Here is a 17,998-nt window from a genome sequence, read left to right as displayed (position 1 = left end):
AAAATCAGACAAATATGACCAGGCGCGGACAGGGGGGTGAATGTTGTTTTTTCTGATGCCGTTGTGCAAGCACCCCCGTAAACAGAGCGTCAGAATTCCCTCGTTAGTCATTTTTTTGGGCCCGTTCTGTTGCTCTGCTCTCGGACGGTTCTGCTCTGGTGTTGCCAAAGCGGTCGAAATTTAGTTTCGCGCATGGTTGTGACTTCCAAGGCCGCCGCAGCACATCCTCCCAGAGAATATGAGATCAAATCCATCCAATCGAAGGTCGCGCCAAAAACAACCCGCAGGGCTGGGTAGCCATTCAACCCCATCAAACTAAGCACCTCGAAATATTGCATGAATTCAATGGCAAAAGAAAACAGAACAACCGTTAGAGCAAGTTTGGTGGGATTTGAGGTTCCGAAAACAGAACCGACGAGACAGTATAGGAAAGTTACGACTATTGCGTCACCCACAAACGGGCGCACAAATGAATCGCGTACGAACATGGCAATCACGACCAGCACCGTGAAGAGCAGCAGGGCGGCTACAAAATGGCGAATTGAAAAACGGACCTCTGGCATCGGGTTGCCACGCTCTTGTTTAGCTTATGAAAACACACTTTGCACCTGCCGTTACAGGTGCATGAGAAATGCCCTCATTGCGCTGCCACCCAATTGCCATTTTCGTCTTTGCGAAGTTCAGTGACAAAAGTCTTGGGGGGCTGTCCTTCTGCGACGACTTCGACAATACAGGCAAATGTATCGCCAGCTTTGTTGCAAAACCCCTTGGGCGTCACATCTGCATTGCTGGCGGTGGCCGCAATCGACGTAGTTGGAGCTGAAGATCGCATCGCTTCACGGCTGACGCGTTCGATTTCGCTGTAAGACGGGCCACCCATCAACACGCTCGGGCCCGTCATATAAATGGCAATCGCGCCGGCTGCGAGAATGGCCAGGGTAATGTACGATTTCATCGGAGTTTCATCCTATTGTTTCAGGTGAGAAAGACTTGAATGTCGTTTGGTTTTGTCAAATGTCTCGAGACGACGGCGACGGCGACGGCGACGGCGACGGCGACGCTTCGCTTGTCGGCCATCCCTCTATCGCTTGCATATTGTTGTTATTTTACCATGCGATGGCCATTCCGACGTTGATGTGGTATCCCTGACGGTCATCGCCGCTTCCGCCGAATGTATTGCGATAGGAGGCTTCGCCATAGAGTGAGGCTGTCTCACTCAGCACGATGTCTCCGCCAAAGCCAACCTCCCATTGGGTTGTTTCCGCGCCACCGTTGAGGGTCGCGCCGTTGCCAACAACGGATGTGGAGCCGTCAAAGTCATGCAGGATATTGCCGATCACATAGGCGTCCCGAAGCCCCCGGTCGACATCGGGAAACGCGTATTCATAGGCCAACCCAAGCCGGCCAACAAGCCGGTCGTTATGGCCGATATCGATGTCATTGTCCTGACTGTCCGTCAGGCTGTTGCCGTCCAGTCCCCCCCAGGCCAGTTGCGCCTGCGGGATCAAGGTCCGGTTGCCATCGATCGCGTGGCGATACCCCCCTTCGATACTCACGCCATAGGCCACCGAAGAATGATCCCTGACCAGACGGCCTTGTGAGTTCGACGTAAGGTCGCTTTCAATCCAGTTGATCCGGCCGGTCACATCGACATAGATATCATTGTTGCCGTACCAGGTCGCCGTGGCCCCCAGGCCATAGCCGTCCGCATCAATATTGCCTGCGCTGCCAAGGAAGTTTGTAACCGAGGCATCCACGGTTCCATATTCTGCAAACAGCCCGAACACCCAGCTGCCATTTGCCGATGCGTATTGCTCTGAATCAAGCCCTGCCTGGAACTTCACGATATTGCTGTCATAGGAATAGTCAGCTCCGGCGTCCCGAGACGTCACATCGCTTGTACCGCCATGGATACGCAACCAGAGCCCGCTATCGCGGTTCTCCAGGGCCTCCACCCCCGCGAAACTGAGCGTTCCTGTGTCCCCGGCCTGATCATCCAGGCTGAAGAACCGCCGCCCGCCAATCCGCTGGCGCAGTGTCTCAAGACCAACAAACCCGTCCAGCAGAACCCCCGGCAAGGCCTGATACACCGCACCGGCTCTGGAGAGGGCTTCCGATCCCGGGTCCGGGTCCGGACCAAGGCCCGGGTCTTCAAACCCGGCAAGGAAGAAGTCGTTGCCCTGCTGTTCCAGATCATAGGCAAACACGCCTGCCTCAACCGGACCGCTGGCGAGTTCGAAATCTCCGGCAGACGACGTCCCCGTCACATCCACAACCAGAATGTCATTGCCCGTTGCTTCACCGGTGCTGATGTTGTTGACGGCGATCCGTGTTGTTCCGCCGGTATCCCCGCCAATCTCCAGTATATCTGACTGATCGGTTGCAAAGTCGACATCCACGTTCACCGTGCCGTCTGTACCGGTGAAATTGCCCGTGACCACCAACCGGTCCGCTGTCGAAGTGTTCGCCAGGTTAATCAACCCGCCATTGGTCACATTGCCGGTAACGGTAAGTATTCCGGTGCTGCCAAGCAATGTGCCGCCGCTGTTCACCCTGAGCTCCGGAACCGTCAGCATATCGTCCGAGAAGCCGATCGTAGAGCCTGCGTCGATAACAACCTCTTCCCAATTGACAACATTGGCCCCGGCCACCAGGCCGCTTGAGCCGGCAAAGGTGAGGGTGTCGATAAACCCGTCAGCCACATCGCTGTCATCGCCGCCGTCAAACAGGGTTACCCCGGAAAAGTCACCGCCTGCAAAGACAAGGTTATCCGAGCCATCGCCCAGTGAGATGACACCAGCAACCGAGGACCCTGTGTTCGACGTGACCGTGCTGTCTCCGGCATCATTGCTGATCCCAAGCCCGGCTGCCGAGCTGACGGCTGCACCGGCGTCCAGCGTGATATCGGTCATCCCGCCGGCTCCGGTGGAGGTTGCGATACCATAAGCCGTGCCGCCAACAACATTCCCCATCACCATTACGGACGAATCCCCGGTCCCGCTGTTATCGGCAAAAATACCATTTGTCTGACCGGCCACATCGTTGGCCGTAATCGTCAGTGCCGTACCTGTCGCCTGGTTGACCGCATTGATGCCATTTGTTGCCGTGCCAATCGTTGTTCCAAGCGCGGTGATGGTCAGGGAACCGCCGGCATTATCCGCGTTGATCCCGATCGCCCCGGACGTTGTTGTCCCAGCCGCACGGTAGATATTGGTCGAGGCCGTAACATCATTGGCGCTGTTATAGGTGTTGATCCCGTCACCCGTGCCGCCCGTCACGTCACCCGTCGCCGTAACAGTCAGCCCGGCCCTGCCAAAATTGCGCGCCTCAATCCCGTGTACAGCGCCCGTCACATTACGCGCGCTGATCTCAATGCTCGTGCCCAATGCCGAATTGTAGGCATCAATGCCGTCATCCGTGCCGGTCACATCAACGGCATCGATCGTTACGGAACCAGTGCCGTAGTTTTGCACTTCAATCCCTTGATATGCATAAGGTCTTCCATAGAAAACCCCACCCCCACTTACTGCGCCAGAGGTGGTGATCGAAACATCTGTGCCGCGGTTTAGAACCGTAATACCTTCGCGATATCTTCCGGTAACAGCCGCCGCATTAATTGTAACTGCGCCTGCGCCAGCAGCACCATTATATACAGAGATGCCTCTGCTCCATCCTCGCACTTCCCCACTCACAGTGATCGACATTTCGGTATCCATAACGGAATTTGAAGTAATCCCATTGTAGTCGATCCCAACGACATCGCCGTTTGCCTCGATTGTCACTGTACCATTGCCGCCCCCTGCAACAATCCCAGTTCTGCCACCGGTAACGTTCGCATTTGTCGTTATCAACGTGTCCCGGCCTGCGTTGTTAGAGGAAATCCCCACGTTGCCAGAAGTAACTTCACCTTCTGTGTTGATTGTTACATTGCCGCTGCCATTGTTGCTTGCCACAATCCCGCTATAATTGGCCGTTGAAGTTCCACGGGTTGGCCCGGTAACTTGCACAATTCCGCTGGTCGTGATGGAGATGTCCGTCCCACGAGGCGAGCCATAGGCCCCATTTTGCGCAAGAATCTCACCACTGACATCAGCGGCATTAATGGTCAGAGCACCAGAGCCATCGTTTTGCGCGTTTATGCCCCGTGTTCCACCGATGACCGCACCAGTCGTCGTGATTGAAAGGTCTGTGCCATCAACGCTATTGGTTGCCAAAATGCCTTCGTCGCTGGTTCCGGTTACATCAGCAGCGTTAATAGTTAGCGCTTCACTGCCGTTATGGGTGGCATATATACCTCTTGTCGCACCGCTGATTGATCCGGTTGAATTGATCGTGAGGCTCAGACTATCGTCGGTGTTCGTCGCACGAATGCCATTCTCCGCGGTGCCAACTACATCTGCAGCGTTGATTATTACGTCACCATATCCGCGCTGGCTCGCAACTATGCCGGAAGTTCCTTCAACTGTTCCAGTCGAAGTGATGACAAAATGACCGCCCCCTTCCGCAAAAATCCCTTCTGCAGTGGATCCTGTTACATCCCGGGCCTCGATTGTTGCTCCCCCGGCTGCGTTCGCTGAAATTCCTCTTGTTCCGCCGCTTACAATGCCGTTCGTCGTGATTGAAGCCCCTCTCCGTGCAATTGCGCGTATCCCTTCCGCGCCGACACTCGTCACATCACCTTCGGCACGTATCACAGTCGCCCCGTTTCTGATATTCTCAGCAAAAATACCGCGGTTGCTGCCACTGACATCACCGGTCGTCGTAATCATAAATTCCGCTGAATAAGGATAATTTCTAGTGCGCGCATAAATACCATCTCCATTGGTTCCGATGACATCAACGGCATTGATGACTGTGCTTCCATCGCCGATGTTAAGCACGTTTATGCCAGTGTGGCCTTCAACGACGCCGCTAGAGCTCACAGAAATTAAGTCGCTTCTATTTGAGTTGTATGCAACGATGCCATCACCGTCGGTTCCGGTGACATGTCTTACATCAATGATCACGTCACTGTCATCGTTGTCAAATTGATACATGCCTGCTGTGATACCCGTTGTCCCCACAATCGATCCTGTCGACGTGATGGAAAGAGTGGAGTCTAAAAAGTAGCCGCCCCGGGGAATATAGGCGTGGATGCCTTGACCGCTGGTGCCGGTAACATTCACAGTAGTGATGGACAGATCACCACGTCCATAATGGTTCGAAATTATCCCGCCGCCGCCCGCAATTGCACCGGTTGCGGTGATCACAAGGTCTGTACTTGTCGCGGTACTTTCCGTAGAAATGCCAACACCATCTCTGCCGTTCACATCGGCAACGTTGAGTGTAAGCGCACCGCCACTATTGTGCGACGCAATAAGGCCACCAGCGCCCTCAACCGAACCAGTGGTGGTAATGGAAAGCGGGCCACCGCCCCTATTGGTTCGCGCAGATATCGCCGAATAGGGGGTTGCGGCTCTGATCAGAGAATTGTTGTTGTCCGTGAAGGTGATACTATCGGCTTGTAAATTCAGCGCGTTGGCCACTCCAGGCGCGGGTAAATCAATGCCAAACCCAGGTTCCGTGGTAATTGTCAGTGCACTTCCAGCAGCAGTTAAATCAACCCCTGTGTCTGTCCCAGGATCAGCAGGCCCGGAGCAGACGAAGTTACCACCGCCGGTATCCACGCAGCTACCTGCGTGAGCGGAACTGCCTGCGAGGGAGAGAGCCGCGCCAAGTGCAGCCGCCGATGCGCCCGACAGGACCCGCCCAAGTGAGGGCGCGTAGCTCACCACCTGTCCCTTGTATTTGGTCATCCGACCGCCGCGCAGCAGCAGGGTCTCAAAGTGCGGCCGTATTGGCTTGCCTGTCGTCTTGTCCATCTCTTCCGTCCCGTATGTCAAAAATCACTCGTAAAAGGTCAACACCGCCCGGTGGGCGTCAGGTCTCTCGCGGTAGCGTAATCAGGGTTCTCGCCTCAGCCGTGCCAGGCGCTATGGCCATCGGGCACAGATGACCTGGCAGCAGCTCAAGATCGTAAAGCTCTGCAACAGCCCCATCGATCCGCAGCCAGTCGACACAGGCCTTGCGCTCAAGATCAATAATCTGGAACCCGCACCAGGGGCTGCTGTCCGCCTCCGCCAGCCGGTCATCCAGAGCCAGGCCTTCAAACCTCTTGTAACGCGGCTTGGACAGGCCCACGAAAGCAAACCGGCCATGCAAAGCCAGTCCGCGTGTGAAGCCGGGGCAGAACACCTGAGGTTCAAAACGACCCTTGCCATCGCCCTCAAACTCGACCGTCCCCAGTTCACCACAGCCTGAGTTCAATACCCAGAGGCGCCCTTCATGCAGGCGCGGGGAATGGGGCATCGAGAGCCCCTCGCAAACGATATCGTTCGTCTCCACATCGATGATGATCCCGCCATCCGCGCGCCTGTCGCGCCAGCCGTCAATCGTATCCGACCGGCTGACTGCCGTGACATAGCGTGGCCGTCCGCCTTCCATCGCAAGCCCATTCAGGTGGCAGCGGTCCTCATCCACCAGCGCGGAGATAAACGGGGGGCGCCAAACCTCCCGGAAGCTGTGGCGCGGATCGGGCCGCGCAAGGCAATTGTACCGGGTGTTGACGAAGAGCGAGCGGCCTTCCGTATCAATCCCCAGATCATGCAGATCCAGCTGCCCGGTAAACTCGCTTTGTCGAGGCACAAACGCAGCATCAAACAGAGTGTTCATCCGCTCGTTGGGCTCCAGCACATTCTGCAAGTGCAGGATCTGGGCATCCGCCGCCAGGGACAATCCGTGATCGCCATGTCGATGCAGGCCCATCGGGCGCGAAAAGCCCATCTGGTGAATGTTGATCCCACCTTCGGGCTTGGCGCCAACCAGATACAGCAATCCCGATTGATAAGACGAAAACGCCAGGGACGCTCCCAGCTCACGCAACCGTGTCGCCAATCCCGGAGATGCAGAATAGTCGACCTTCTGAGGGTCCTCCACTCCAGCACCCGAAGACCCATCAGAGAGATCGGTATCAACCTTATCAGTCGCTCTAGCGGACATTTGCGCAGCACTCACTCTTCATCAATTGTTAACCATCGGCGCAAAAAACCCGCACCGAACCCAACTTCAAACCACGAAGCCAGAAGTTTACCTAAGGGCAAATCTCAATATGGTACATACCGCCAACGTTCACAAAATAGAGAGAACCAAACACCACGCAGAGGTCGGTAAATCCGCGGCCAACTCCATTGCGTTAAAGGATAACTTTCGTCGCCTGCAACAAACCCCAAACCATTCACTCCAGATGTTTTTGTTACCATGTTACGTTTGGTTAACGAGGGGCGAAAAACCCGTAACGGGGAAAAATACGATGGCTGGCATCAAAATCGACGTAGCAAACGGTACGTGTGCCGCGGGTCAGCCTGTCTCAACAAGAGAAGTGAGAGAGACCATTGAGGAGAAGTGCCGAATGCGAGAGCGGCCACTGCCGGAACGAGCCCGGCCAATCAATACTGAAGCAATCAGTATGCGATTTCTACTTTGACCGACGCCAAAACCTTTCTTTGCGGTTCGCGAACCTGACCGCTTCATCTAGCATGCTGGTGAGATGCAGATACCCACCTAGAACGCCTAAACTCATAAGAAAACCTTGGAAATCTACATACACTAGTACCGGTTGTTTAGTTCGAAACAACAAAGCAAATTTGGTCAGTTCAGGCGAGTGGACCGCCACAGCGCCATCCGAGACGGGGAGGAGGGTGAATGCAGAGCCAAGGGGGTCAACGGCATCTGCGCGCTGTGGCGGTCAAGAGTGAGCGGCTATCGGTGTAGCCGGACCTGCGACATAGGCGCGCCAGACAGCGGGGGCAACATTTGAAACAAATCCAAACACCTTTGTGAACGTCAGCGGAAACAGCCTTGTAGCTTTGCGATGTCTTGAAAACGGGGTCATGACTGCTTGCGGGTTGGATTTAGCCTTCCGAATTTGGTCCCAAGAAAACCGACGATAATTATCTGACGCACCGTTGGGAAGCCTATTGACCAGCGTTCGAGGCCAACACCCAAGCCTTCACCAGAAACGACTGCAATGTTCACTCTGGTTCATTTGGCGTGCCAGATCTGAATCATCGCGCAGCCTGCCGCATCCGATTTTTTTTATCATAACTCACGTGGCCATATCATCAACCAGTTGTTTGAAGCAGTGTGATCCAGAGAATTTACATAACCCAACTCCGACACCCTCGAATAACTCAACAGTCCCGCCGAGGACAAGCCTGCTGAAGCCGGTGCAAAAGTCGCCGGATTGGCTACCGCGTCACAGGTGCCGCGGTCTTCGGGTGGCGATGCCCCACACGCACATCGACTGAGAACTGTGAATTTTAGGATACAATCCTTGGCCACATTCCTGATGTGAACTATAAATTACACATATTTGAAGTTCGCATACACCCGAGTTCCAAAGCTAGCTCGCAAGTCTGAGGGACCAACGCAGCGTCGCACGGATCGCAACTCGCATTGCCCGTCTGGAAGTTGGCCTGATGGGAGACGTGAAAAACTTTGACGGGATTGGCGAGCTTCACATCGACTACGGGCCGGGGTAACGCGTGTACTTCGTGAAACGCGGCCAAACCGTCGTCATTCTGTTGTCTGGCGGCGGCGACAAACACAGTCAGACGCGGGATATCAAGAGCGCGCTCAAAATGGCGCAGGAGGTCTGACCATGACTATTGAAACAACACCATTTGATGCCGTCGAATATCTGGGAGACGCAGAAAGCCAAGCTGTGCTTCTCAATGATGCCTTTGAAAGCGGTGATCCTCACTACATTGCACACGCGCTCGGTATCATTGCTCGTGCGCGCGGCATGACACAGCTTTCCAGAGATTCAGGCGAAACCAGAGAGGCGCTTCATAAGGCCTTGAGCAAAGACGGCGATCCGCGCCTTAGCGCTTTGACGAGCGTGTTGAGCGCGCTTGGCGTGACCGTTCGGGCCGATATGGCCGCAGCAACCCAAACAAAATGAGCAGGTGAGCATACTTCGGTTGTTTGGAGATCAAATCACATCCCAAATAGCTAATCTTATTCCCTGTTGGCGCGTTTGTGGTCGTGCCAATCACCTTGCCCCGGTTCCACGTGAGCCGGGGTTTTTTCCTGGCACTGGTACGAGTTGTCCACAGCCCTACGCTCACGCAGGTTGGGAGTGCATGGCTTACGGCCTGCTTCGGTCAAGTCAATTTCTCCCGAAGTCGAAAAAGCACTGCCTGGAAAACTCGGACCAGCGCCCGAACAATCGCAGCGCCGCGTAGCCGCGGCGGCTTGATCTTTTTGGGAGGTGACGAGGGCATTCGCCCCGCCCGGAGAAATCGAGTGAACCGGGCGGGGCGCGAACTGGATTGCAAAGATTGCGAAAAAGCAATCCAATTCATTCGGTGGCTTTCACCATCCCAATCTGTGCCACTGGTGGGAGACTGATCCAATATCCGCTCTGAATCCAGAGCCATTGGGCGCTTGGAGCCCTCTGGTTGTTCACAAATTTGTCAGCAGGGGAGCAGGCCACGCTAATGTTGGGGGCGATCGTTCCCATAGAGCTTTCGCTCCGGTGGGATTCGTCGCCGTATCGAATTGTCCCGAGATCTCCTGCCAGTCGTCAGCCATCAGTTCGGCCGCGCCGCCTTACCTGCCGCAGGGTTCGTCACCGACCAACAGGCTTTCGCGGCATAAACGGTTCCCCCCCGCGGGTCCTCCCATTTATTCCACGGTCCCGTTGTCCGTCGCCGCCCCCCGTACCAGACGGCTTTACGCGCGACCGATCCGACGGCCGACGAGAAAGCCTGATCGGGGGAAAGTGGGGCAACGTCTTTCAACTTGAGACCGCGTGGAGCGAGCTGTCTCATGGTTTGATTGGCCCGATGAAGCGGGCCGTGCGCTCCCTCATCTTGGGCATCAAAAAAGCTGGGGTAAGGGGGTAATGCATGCAAACAATCTGCTGGAAATGCAAACAAATAGCGGGATTACAATGCCTTATCGTGGTAACTTGAGTGTAGAAAAAAGGTGCAGGAACGCGCTCAAAAACAACAAAGGAAAAACCACGATGACCACGACAGACACAATCGAATGTGCATTCTGTAATACTTAGGGCGCGGTTCAGGATTGCGTTTCCAAGTGCCTGCATTGCGATGGCATGGGATAAACCGAAGCGCCTAAGAAAGCCCTAGTCTGCAGCCACAATCCTACTATGTTGATATGAAGGTTGAGGGCAAGGACGCGCCTGGGCGGATCTGGGGTACTGCGCTGCAGGACCAGATGACCCGGAACAACATCAAGATCGGGGACAAGGCTACCTTTGTAGAAGCGGGGAAAGAGGAAGTCACCCGATCGCGCAGGAACCCGGAGACGGATGAGCCGGAGCGCGTCAATGTCACCCGGAAGGCCTGGGATGTGAAGAACATCGATCGTCAGATCGATCGTGACCCGGAGGTTCAGGAGCGTCGGCGTCTCGAACGGGAAGACCGGGCCAGGGGTGATCGGAGCATCAGCCGATGAGCCGGCATCTTCAAAGCACCTTGAATCGCGTGTTCGGGGAGCAACTGCTCTCCGATCCGCGCCTTTCGGAAATCATTCTGAACCCGGATGGCCGGGTTTGGATCGAGCGCAGTGGTGATGCAGCCATGCAGATGCTGGATGCACCTCTGAAGAGCTACAAGATTTGGTCGAACGTGTGACCATCGAACTGGAACTGATGAAAGTGGCACGGGAGTTGGACGCGTGAGCAAGCTGATAGCTTGGGGTCGATTTGGGAAGGGGGCGAAATAGGGCGCTAAGCGATTTTGGCACTTATTTTCATCGCGCCTGGGAGCATCTTCTGGCATGATCGTGCTTATGGATATGGACACAGATCGGATTGACGAGGCCGTTCTCGGTCTGTTGTGGCTTACGCTTCATGATGGACGGCGGGCCTGGAAGGGACATGACTGGGACGTATTGGATCGATTGTTCGAACGGGGCATGATCTATGATCCGGTGAACAAAGCCAAATCGGTTGTTTTGACGGATGAAGGTTTGGCGAAGGCGGAAGAAGTATTTCACGCTCTGTTTGTGAGATTGCGCAATCCAGACGTATCCGGCCAATGATGCCGACAGCATCCGGCGACCCATTCCCCGGGATGTTCAAGTTACGGCATCACGATGATTTCCGATGGCGTTTTATGATTTCGGTGACGGTATTTTTGTTGATGCCAAGATCTCGTGCGATCCAGCGATAGGAGCGTCCGTCAGCAACGGCCTGAATGACTTGTGGTGCAAGCTTGTCGGATTTTGGGCGTTGGCCAGGTTGGCGGCCGAGCTTCTTGCCCCGCGCACGGGCGGCTGCGAGGCCAGATTTGACCCGTTCGCTGAGGAGATCGCGCTCGAACTGCGCGATCCCAGCCAGCATAGTGGCCATCATCCGTCCGTGAGGTGTGGCGAGTTCAAAGGTCATGCCGCTCATGGCCACAACCGAGACGTTCCAACCTGCCATCTGGTTCAGTGTAGCGCCCTATTTCGCCCCCTTCCCAAATCGACCCCAGAAATCGAAGCTGGTCGGCTATATGAGCAAGCTGTTTTCGGAGCCGTTCGCCACTCTGACAGATCTCCAACGGGAAGCGGTCACAAATTGGGCGCCTGGAGTGATGCAGCATGAAGCGGTGGAGGCAGATGCGGTTGACGATCAATCCAATCAGAACCCTGCTGACGTCGAAGCGGCAACCACTCTGATGGCAGCGGAGTAAGGCAACGAACAGCAGGCCGTGCTATCCAGGCGTGGCCTGCATACGACCTTCGTCAGAAGAGACACACGACATCAGATCAGATGCGCTTCTATGTCCATAGATTTGTGGGGGATGCCGATAATAGCGATATGATCCTGATCTACAAGATAGAACAGTACATGCTGTCCTTGCGGAAAACTGCGATACCCCGGTGCTACCTCATCCCTTGGCGTGCCCAGATTTGGGTCGGCGGCAAGCCATTCCATTCGGCTGATAAGATCGGATATATAGGTTTCAGCCTGTTGCCGGCCCCAGTGTACGATTGTGTATTCTGCAATTGCATCGAGATCAGAAAGGGCGCGAGGCGTAAGCAGAAATTCAGCCAAGTCGCTTCTCGGCCCTGTCCAATATATCGCTTACACTCCAGTCTGGTGCAAAGACACCTTTCGCAGCCTGATCCGCGCCCTGGGCAAGGTGCTTGCGCAAAACTTCCAACGATTTCGACTTATCTTCAAGTTCGCGCAGACCGGCCCGAATGACTTCGCTGGCCGAAGTGTAACGGCCACTTTCCAGTTCCGATTTGATAAACCGTTCCCAGTGTGGGCCAAGTGTCAGGCTGGTTGATGCCATCGGTCTCTCCATATTCATTCTGAATATAGCCATGCTCGCCACCGCATTCAACTAATCTTGCGCGACCCAGCCTTGACAACGATTGCCAAAGCAAGCTGAGAGTCCGTGTGCCTGGCATGATCGGGGGCAATAAGAGAACTATGTGAGATGCCTATCAATGCGAGTTGAGCGTACGATTTTCGAGGTAACATTTTCCACGACGGCAATTGGAAAACGAAAACATCTGATCCTGGCGGATGACTGGCAGGCGGCGCAGGTTCGGCTGAAGCGGGCGTATCCTTCTCAGGACATCAACCTTCATGACATGCGGGAACAGATCTGGATTTATGATACCGGGTCCAGCCGCCGACCGTTCCGAGGCAAGCCGAGATCCAAAAAGTAAGAGGAGGCTTTCTGTTTTGTCGATTTTCATTTCATGGAAAAGGACAGACCGATGATCCCTGCAGCACAGACCCGCCGTCTCATCAATTCCCTCAAGAAACTCATTGCCACGAACACTCTGGACACCGGTCAGCTGAGCAGGTGCATGACCGACGCCTTTGGAGGAACCGATGCCAGCGGGGCCTGGGACTGGCGTCTTGCACTGGACATGATGCAGGTGGCAGCAGGCCGGTCGATCCAGATCGATCCCGCAAATCCGCGAAAGACACTCGCTGGCATCACCGCCCTGATGGCCGGCCTGCCAACGGAAACCCGCCGCTCCGAGCGCCAGCTGCAGCTCCAGCAGTTCAGCACGCCTCTCGATCTGAGCTTTGTTGCAGCACAGGCCGCCCTGATCTGCGAAACCGATGTTGTCCTGGAACCATCGGCCGGCACAGGTTCCCTTGCGATCATGACAAGCGCCTCAAGCGCTACGCTTCACCTAAATGAACTGGACGATCAGCGCCGGTCGCTCCTGGCCATTGCATCCGGACAGGCTGTCACCGGTCATGACGCCGAGTTCATCGCGGACCTGATCGATGAGGGTGTTTCTCCAACCGTTGTCCTGATGAACCCGCCCTTTGCCTCCAGTGCGACACGATCCGACAAGACGATCGCAGCGCGCCACGTCCTGTCGGCGGCCAAAGCGCTTCGCGACGGTGGCCGTCTGGTGGCGATTGTCCCTCCCTCCGTCAGTATGACAGGTGATGCTGGGCTCTGGCGTCGGATCTGCGCTGTCGCCACGCCGGTCTTGCGCCTGCATCTGCCCCGGGCTGCGTTTCGGAAGATGGGGACCTCGGTCAGTACAGATCTGCTTGTCCTGGACAAGATGGCGGATGGGCAGGGGGCTGCATGTATCGAACACAGCTGCAGCGACCTGGTCGAAGCCCTGACCGTTGTCCAGGATCGTTGTCCGAAGCGATCCGAGCCTGCCACTCCTGCACCTTCTAAATCAGGACCCGCCGCTTTCACACGCGTTCCGAAACCCGTCGGCTGCCGAAAGATGCTGTTGCCCGGCCGGAGCAGCGTTGACACCAACGCGCTCGCGCCGATCGACTTCGAGATATTCTTCGAGCCCTGCACAAATGCACCGGTCTCGGATGTTTATGCCGACTATGCCCCCCAGCGTATTCAGATCGAGGGCGCACAGGATCATCCTTCGCCACTTGTCGAAAGCCTTGCGATGGGATCGGACTACCCGCCATGCCCATCGACAGATGGCATCAAGCTCCCGAAAAAACTGGTTGAAGAAGGTCTGTTGTCCGAGGCGCAGCTGGAGACTGTGCTGATGGCTGAAACCAGCTTCTCCAACGATCTGCCCGGCAGGTTCCTGATCGATCCGGATGGGGCCATCTTGCGCAACGACGAGGCAGAGGGGGCAGTCGCGTTTCGGCAGGGCTACTTCCTGGGCGACGGCACCGGCTGCGGCAAGGGTCGGCAGGTCGCCGGTATCGTCATGGCAAACTGGCTTGCTGGCAGGCGTAAGGCAGTCTGGCTCAGCAAGTCAGCCAGCCTGATCGAGGATGCGGTGCGCGACTGGACCGATATCGGCGGCGGCCAGAGCGACATTCACTCCCTGTCCCGCTGGAAACCCGACGAAGAGATCAACCTGACACAAGGCATCCTGTTTGTGACTTACGCGACGCTGCGATCGGTTGGTCAGAGCGGTGCGCGCCGACTGGACCAGATCCTGCGCTGGCTCGGTGAGGGGTTCGAAGGCGTGATCGGGTTCGACGAATCCCATGAAATGCAGAATGCCTGGGGCGGTAAGAGCACCCGTGGGGTCAAGGCGGCATCCCAACAAGGACTGGCCGGCCTGCAGCTGCAGAACGCGCTGCCCCGGGCTCGGGTCCTCTATGTTTCGGCAACGGGGGCCACGGGAGTCGGGAACCTGGCCTATGCCACACGGCTCGGATTGTGGGGGCAGGGGGCTGACTATGCCTTTCCAAGTCGTGAAAGCTTCATCAACGCGATGGAATCCGGTGGTGTTGCCGCAATGGAAGTGGTGGCGCGGGATCTGAAGGCGCTGGGTCTCTACACGGCGCGGGCGCTCAGCTTCAAGGGCGTCGAGTATGAAATTCTCGAGCATAGCCTTACGGACGACCAGGTCGAAATCTAAGACGCATACGCCGCTGCCTTCAAGGTGATCCATGGCAACCTGCAGACCGCCCTGGAAGCTACGGGGGTAACATCGACCGATGGAGAAGAGGCAAACAGGGCGGCGGGTGCTGCACTCTCTGCCTTTCTGTCGGCGTTCGAGAGCACGAAGCAGCGCTTTTTCAATCACCTCCTGCAGGGGCTCAAGGCACCGTCCGTCATCGACGCCATTCGGCTGGATATCGAAACAGGCTGGGCTCCGGTGGTCCAGATCGTGTCGACCGGGGAAGCTCTGTTGAAGCGGCGGCTGGAAACGCTGGATCCAGACGAGGACCTCACGGAGGCGATCTTCACACCAAAGGATTACTGTCTCAGCTATCTGGAGAAGGCCTTTCCCGTGCATCAGCAGGTGATGGTCGAACAGGAAGACGGATCTGTCCTGTCGCAGCCCCTGCGAGACGAAAACGGTCAGCTGGTCCCATCACGGGAGGCCGAAGCCTTGCGGGATGCGATGATCGAAGATCTCCTCCTGCTCGCGCCAGTTCCATCCGCCCTTGAGCAGATCATCTGGGCCTTTGGTCCGGAAAGCGTGGCGGAAGTTACCGGTCGCAGTCAAAGGCCGGTGAAGGGTTCCAATGGTGTCCTGCGTATCGAGCGGCGCAGCGCCAGCGCCAACACCGCCGAAACACGGGCCTTCATGAATGGCGACAAGGATTTGTTGATCTTCTCGGACGCCGGTGGAACGGGGCGCTCTTACCATGCAGCGCGGTCGGCAAAGAACCAGGCGCGCCGCCGTCACTACCTGCTGGAGCCGGGATGGCGGGCCGACGCCGCGATCCAGGGCCTGGGGCGTACACATCGGGCGGCACAAGTGTCCGAGCCGTTCTTCCGGGTTTGCACCAGTAACGTCCATGGTGAGAAACGGTTCACGTCCACGATTGCACGGCGTCTGGATACGCTGGGCGCCCTCACGAAGGGGCAGCGGGAAACCGCAAGCCAAGGCATGTTCCGCGCCAGTGACAATCTGGAAAGCCCAATTGCCGGGGGTGTTTGCGCAGCCTCTATGGTGATCTTGTCCGCGGCGACTGCCCTGCGATGAGCTATGATGCGTTCTGCAGCTGGACAGGACTGAAGCTGACCACGGCGGAAGGTGTGATGCTCGATGAACTGCCCCCAATCCAACGCTTTCTGAACCGTGTCCTGGCTCTGCCCATCCACATGCTGAACGCCTTGTTTGGCGTGTTCATGGAGAAGATCGAAACCGCGACCAGACGCGCCCTTGCTGCCGGCACGTTGGTTGTTGGTCTCGAGATCCTTCGTGGTGACAAAATCACCGCAAGCGCGCTGCAGGAGCTCAGACGATGCCCGAAGACCGACGCCGTCACATCACTTGTGCCACTGACGATAGAGAACAGCCTGTCATATCACGGTGCTGATGCAATCCTTGACCGCCATCCAAGGCTTCAGCCCATGCGCAACGCGGCGTCCGGTTCCATCGCGCTGATCAGCCCGCGACCTGCTCAAGTCTTCGACGGGGACGGGGGATGATCCTTGAGCGCCAGATGGTTCGGCCCGCCAAATCCGGATACATGACTGAAGCGCAGTTCGAGAAATCCATGTGGGAACCCATCGGTGCCGACACATTCGCAGTGCTTTGGGACGCTGAGGTCGAAACGCTGCCGGAGACCGAGACACGCAAGCTGAACCTCTTGACCGGGCTCATTCTGCCGATCTGGACTGATATCCCGGGCAACAATACGCGGATCTACCGGGTACAGTCCGAAGACGGTTCGGCGCTGCTGGGGCGCGCGATCGATGACATGCAGGCTGCAACGCTACGGGGCAAGTTCATGGATGTCGACGCGACAACCCCGGAGGATTTGTTGCGCCTGATTGCCGACACCGATAGGTCCGTGGACCTGGGCAACGGGATCGCACTAACACGGAGGCGTGTCGCCGGGCATATGCGCCTAGAGCTCATCGGTGCCTCGCGCGAAACGCTGCCCTGGCTCAGTCGCTTGGATGCTTCACCGAGATCCACCAGTTCCGGCTGCGGGTCTTCGTCCCGTGGGATACGGGCGCAGAGGAAAACGCTGTTCCCATCGTTTCCGAAATCATGGGGCGCGGCATCTCAACAGCTGCAAAGATAGCTGCGGAATGAACGATACCGGGCGGGCTTGAACCTCAAGCCAAATGGCGCAACAGTCCGCCCGGAGTTCTGCAGGCAAGTGAGTGGTACAAGATGTTCAGAAGCGACGATGACTTTACGCGCAAACCCATCCGCAAAAAGAAACAGGATGAGTTGGTTCCGATCGATGCCGGAAACGACTGGAAAGGCGAAGAACTGATCAAGGGCACCCGAAACAAGCGTCCGGGCGAAGAAGGCAACATGAGCAACCGATCACGTAAGTACGGGTAGCTTAGACGGCACCGAAGGCATGATTGTTCCTGGCTACCTGTCACTTCCAGCGAATTTTCTACCGGATTTGACTGATTCATGGGTATCGGCAAGAATGGGGTCTACCAATCCTAACCTGACTTTCGCCGCACCACGTATGTAGCGATGAAACGCGGGACAAAGTGAACCTTCGCTGCTGCTGACGCAGCATTCCTTGGTAGGCGCGGCACTCGACACCAATCCGGTCCTTCGCAAGTCTGCTTCAGCGGCTCCAAGCCAGTTCTAGTCTGTTTACGGCGCACTTCTTTGAAGCAGTTCCAACATCACTCCAATAGCCAAGACCGTGGAGAACCCCACAGGAATAGCGATCCAGTGAGCAAAACCTATCTTTGCCAGCTGTAGGTGTGAATCGCGTAAAGGATCATCGTGTTTGCGCCGATATGCGGAGCGAAGGTTGTGCATATTCAGATTGAGTTTTTGCCCGCTGGCTCGCAAATCCGCGTATTCGTCGCGAGCAACGAAGCGCGAAAAGGAAAACGATACCATAGGTATAACCAAGACTGCGGCTATATTTACTAAGAAATCCAAGCTGTCGGTCCTCTGAAACAAGGTCTTCGATGGCGCGGGCTATCACATAGCTGCCTTTGCTTCTTCTGGTAAGTGGTTGCGTCGATAACGCTTAGCTTCGTACGAACTTCCATGCTGCGAAGCTAGGGTCAGGACCCATTGA

Annotated in this window: 16 protein-coding genes and 1 pseudogene; 9 read left to right on the top strand and 8 right to left on the bottom strand. The window is 56.3% G+C overall.

Annotated features, from left to right (window positions below):
- Positions 1–107 precede the first annotated feature (107 nt).
- The 4 genes from RA27_RS22530 to RA27_RS22515 all read right to left on the bottom strand — a co-directional run bounded on the left by RA27_RS22530 (position 108) and on the right by RA27_RS22515 (position 6,975).
- Positions 108–563 carry a DUF2809 domain-containing protein gene (locus RA27_RS22530; RefSeq protein ID WP_052265457.1) on the bottom strand — a complete coding sequence of 152 codons (456 nt, stop codon included), beginning with the start codon at positions 561–563 and terminating at the stop codon, positions 108–110.
- 74 nt (positions 564–637) lie between these two features.
- Positions 638–955, bottom strand: a complete 318-nt coding sequence (locus RA27_RS22525; protein WP_039544395.1) for a hypothetical protein — start codon at positions 953–955, stop codon at positions 638–640.
- Between the two features lie 151 nt (positions 956–1,106).
- A complete protein-coding gene (locus tag RA27_RS22520; protein WP_039544391.1) occupies positions 1,107–5,861 on the bottom strand; it encodes an autotransporter outer membrane beta-barrel domain-containing protein in 4,755 nt (1,584 codons plus the stop codon).
- A gap of 58 nt (positions 5,862–5,919) precedes the next feature.
- Entirely contained in the window at positions 5,920–6,975 is a 1,056-nt protein-coding gene (locus RA27_RS22515; RefSeq protein ID WP_241484139.1) for a TIGR03032 family protein, read from the bottom strand.
- 1,723 nt (positions 6,976–8,698) lie between these two features.
- Between RA27_RS22515 and RA27_RS22505 the strand changes: the two genes are divergently transcribed.
- From RA27_RS22505 to RA27_RS22490, 4 genes are all read left to right on the top strand, one after another.
- Complete coding sequence (locus tag RA27_RS22505) at positions 8,699–9,001, top strand: addiction module antidote protein (RefSeq protein WP_039544385.1); 303 nt, start codon at positions 8,699–8,701, stop codon at positions 8,999–9,001.
- A gap of 1,280 nt (positions 9,002–10,281) precedes the next feature.
- A complete protein-coding gene (locus RA27_RS22500; protein WP_152610791.1) occupies positions 10,282–10,521 on the top strand; it encodes a hypothetical protein in 240 nt (79 codons plus the stop codon).
- The gene (locus tag RA27_RS22495; RefSeq protein ID WP_039544380.1) at positions 10,518–10,700 is read left to right on the top strand and encodes a hypothetical protein; all 183 of its coding nucleotides are present in this window, start codon (positions 10,518–10,520) and stop codon (positions 10,698–10,700) included. Before RA27_RS22500 ends, RA27_RS22495 begins: the two co-directional genes overlap by 4 nt.
- Positions 10,701–10,845: 145 nt before the next feature.
- Positions 10,846–11,109: a DUF6429 family protein gene (locus RA27_RS22490; protein ID WP_241484138.1), complete on the top strand. Its 264-nt coding sequence runs from the start codon at positions 10,846–10,848 to the stop codon at positions 11,107–11,109.
- Between the two features lie 49 nt (positions 11,110–11,158).
- Here the strand turns inward: RA27_RS22490 and RA27_RS22485 are convergent, their stop codons facing one another.
- Positions 11,159–11,464, bottom strand: coding sequence for a recombinase family protein (locus RA27_RS22485; protein ID WP_241484137.1), 306 nt, complete (start codon positions 11,462–11,464; stop codon positions 11,159–11,161).
- On the opposite strand from RA27_RS22485, the gene RA27_RS24530 reads away from it, so the two are divergent.
- Positions 11,463–11,744 (top strand): hypothetical protein, encoded by a 282-nt coding sequence (locus tag RA27_RS24530; protein WP_193746574.1) that lies wholly within the window; start codon positions 11,463–11,465, stop codon positions 11,742–11,744. The genes RA27_RS22485 and RA27_RS24530 overlap by 2 nt on opposite strands.
- A 71-nt stretch (positions 11,745–11,815) precedes the next feature.
- Here the strand turns inward: RA27_RS24530 and RA27_RS22480 are convergent, their stop codons facing one another.
- Together RA27_RS22480 and RA27_RS22475 are read right to left on the bottom strand one after the other, a co-directional pair.
- A complete protein-coding gene (locus tag RA27_RS22480; protein ID WP_039544377.1) occupies positions 11,816–12,109 on the bottom strand; it encodes a type II toxin-antitoxin system RelE/ParE family toxin in 294 nt (97 codons plus the stop codon).
- Positions 12,102–12,353 (bottom strand): type II toxin-antitoxin system ParD family antitoxin, encoded by a 252-nt coding sequence (locus RA27_RS22475; protein ID WP_039544374.1) that lies wholly within the window; start codon positions 12,351–12,353, stop codon positions 12,102–12,104. Before RA27_RS22475 ends, RA27_RS22480 begins: the two co-directional genes overlap by 8 nt.
- 433 nt (positions 12,354–12,786) lie before the next feature.
- Here RA27_RS22475 and RA27_RS24240 point away from each other — a divergent pair, with 433 nt between their 5' ends.
- From RA27_RS24240 to RA27_RS24525, 4 genes and pseudogenes are all read left to right on the top strand, one after another.
- Positions 12,787–14,892: a strawberry notch-like NTP hydrolase domain-containing protein gene (locus tag RA27_RS24240; protein WP_193746573.1), complete on the top strand. Its 2,106-nt coding sequence runs from the start codon at positions 12,787–12,789 to the stop codon at positions 14,890–14,892.
- Positions 14,893–15,282: 390 nt separating this feature from the next.
- Positions 15,283–16,418 (top strand): annotated as a pseudogene (locus RA27_RS24975) (strawberry notch C-terminal domain-containing protein).
- Entirely contained in the window at positions 16,415–17,020 is a 606-nt protein-coding gene (locus tag RA27_RS24225) for a hypothetical protein (protein WP_152610787.1), read from the top strand. Before RA27_RS24975 ends, RA27_RS24225 begins: the two are co-directional and overlap by 4 nt.
- A gap of 92 nt (positions 17,021–17,112) precedes the next feature.
- Positions 17,113–17,289 (top strand): hypothetical protein, encoded by a 177-nt coding sequence (locus RA27_RS24525; RefSeq protein WP_193746572.1) that lies wholly within the window; start codon positions 17,113–17,115, stop codon positions 17,287–17,289.
- Positions 17,290–17,559: 270 nt separating this feature from the next.
- Here the strand turns inward: RA27_RS24525 and RA27_RS22460 are convergent, their stop codons facing one another.
- Positions 17,560–17,856: a hypothetical protein gene (locus RA27_RS22460; protein WP_152610786.1), complete on the bottom strand. Its 297-nt coding sequence runs from the start codon at positions 17,854–17,856 to the stop codon at positions 17,560–17,562.
- Positions 17,857–17,998 lie beyond the last annotated feature (142 nt).

Source organism: Ruegeria sp. ANG-R (genome assembly GCF_000813985.1).
Classification (GTDB): domain Bacteria; phylum Pseudomonadota; class Alphaproteobacteria; order Rhodobacterales; family Rhodobacteraceae; genus Ruegeria.
This window is presented reverse-complemented; position numbering and strand designations above follow the sequence as displayed.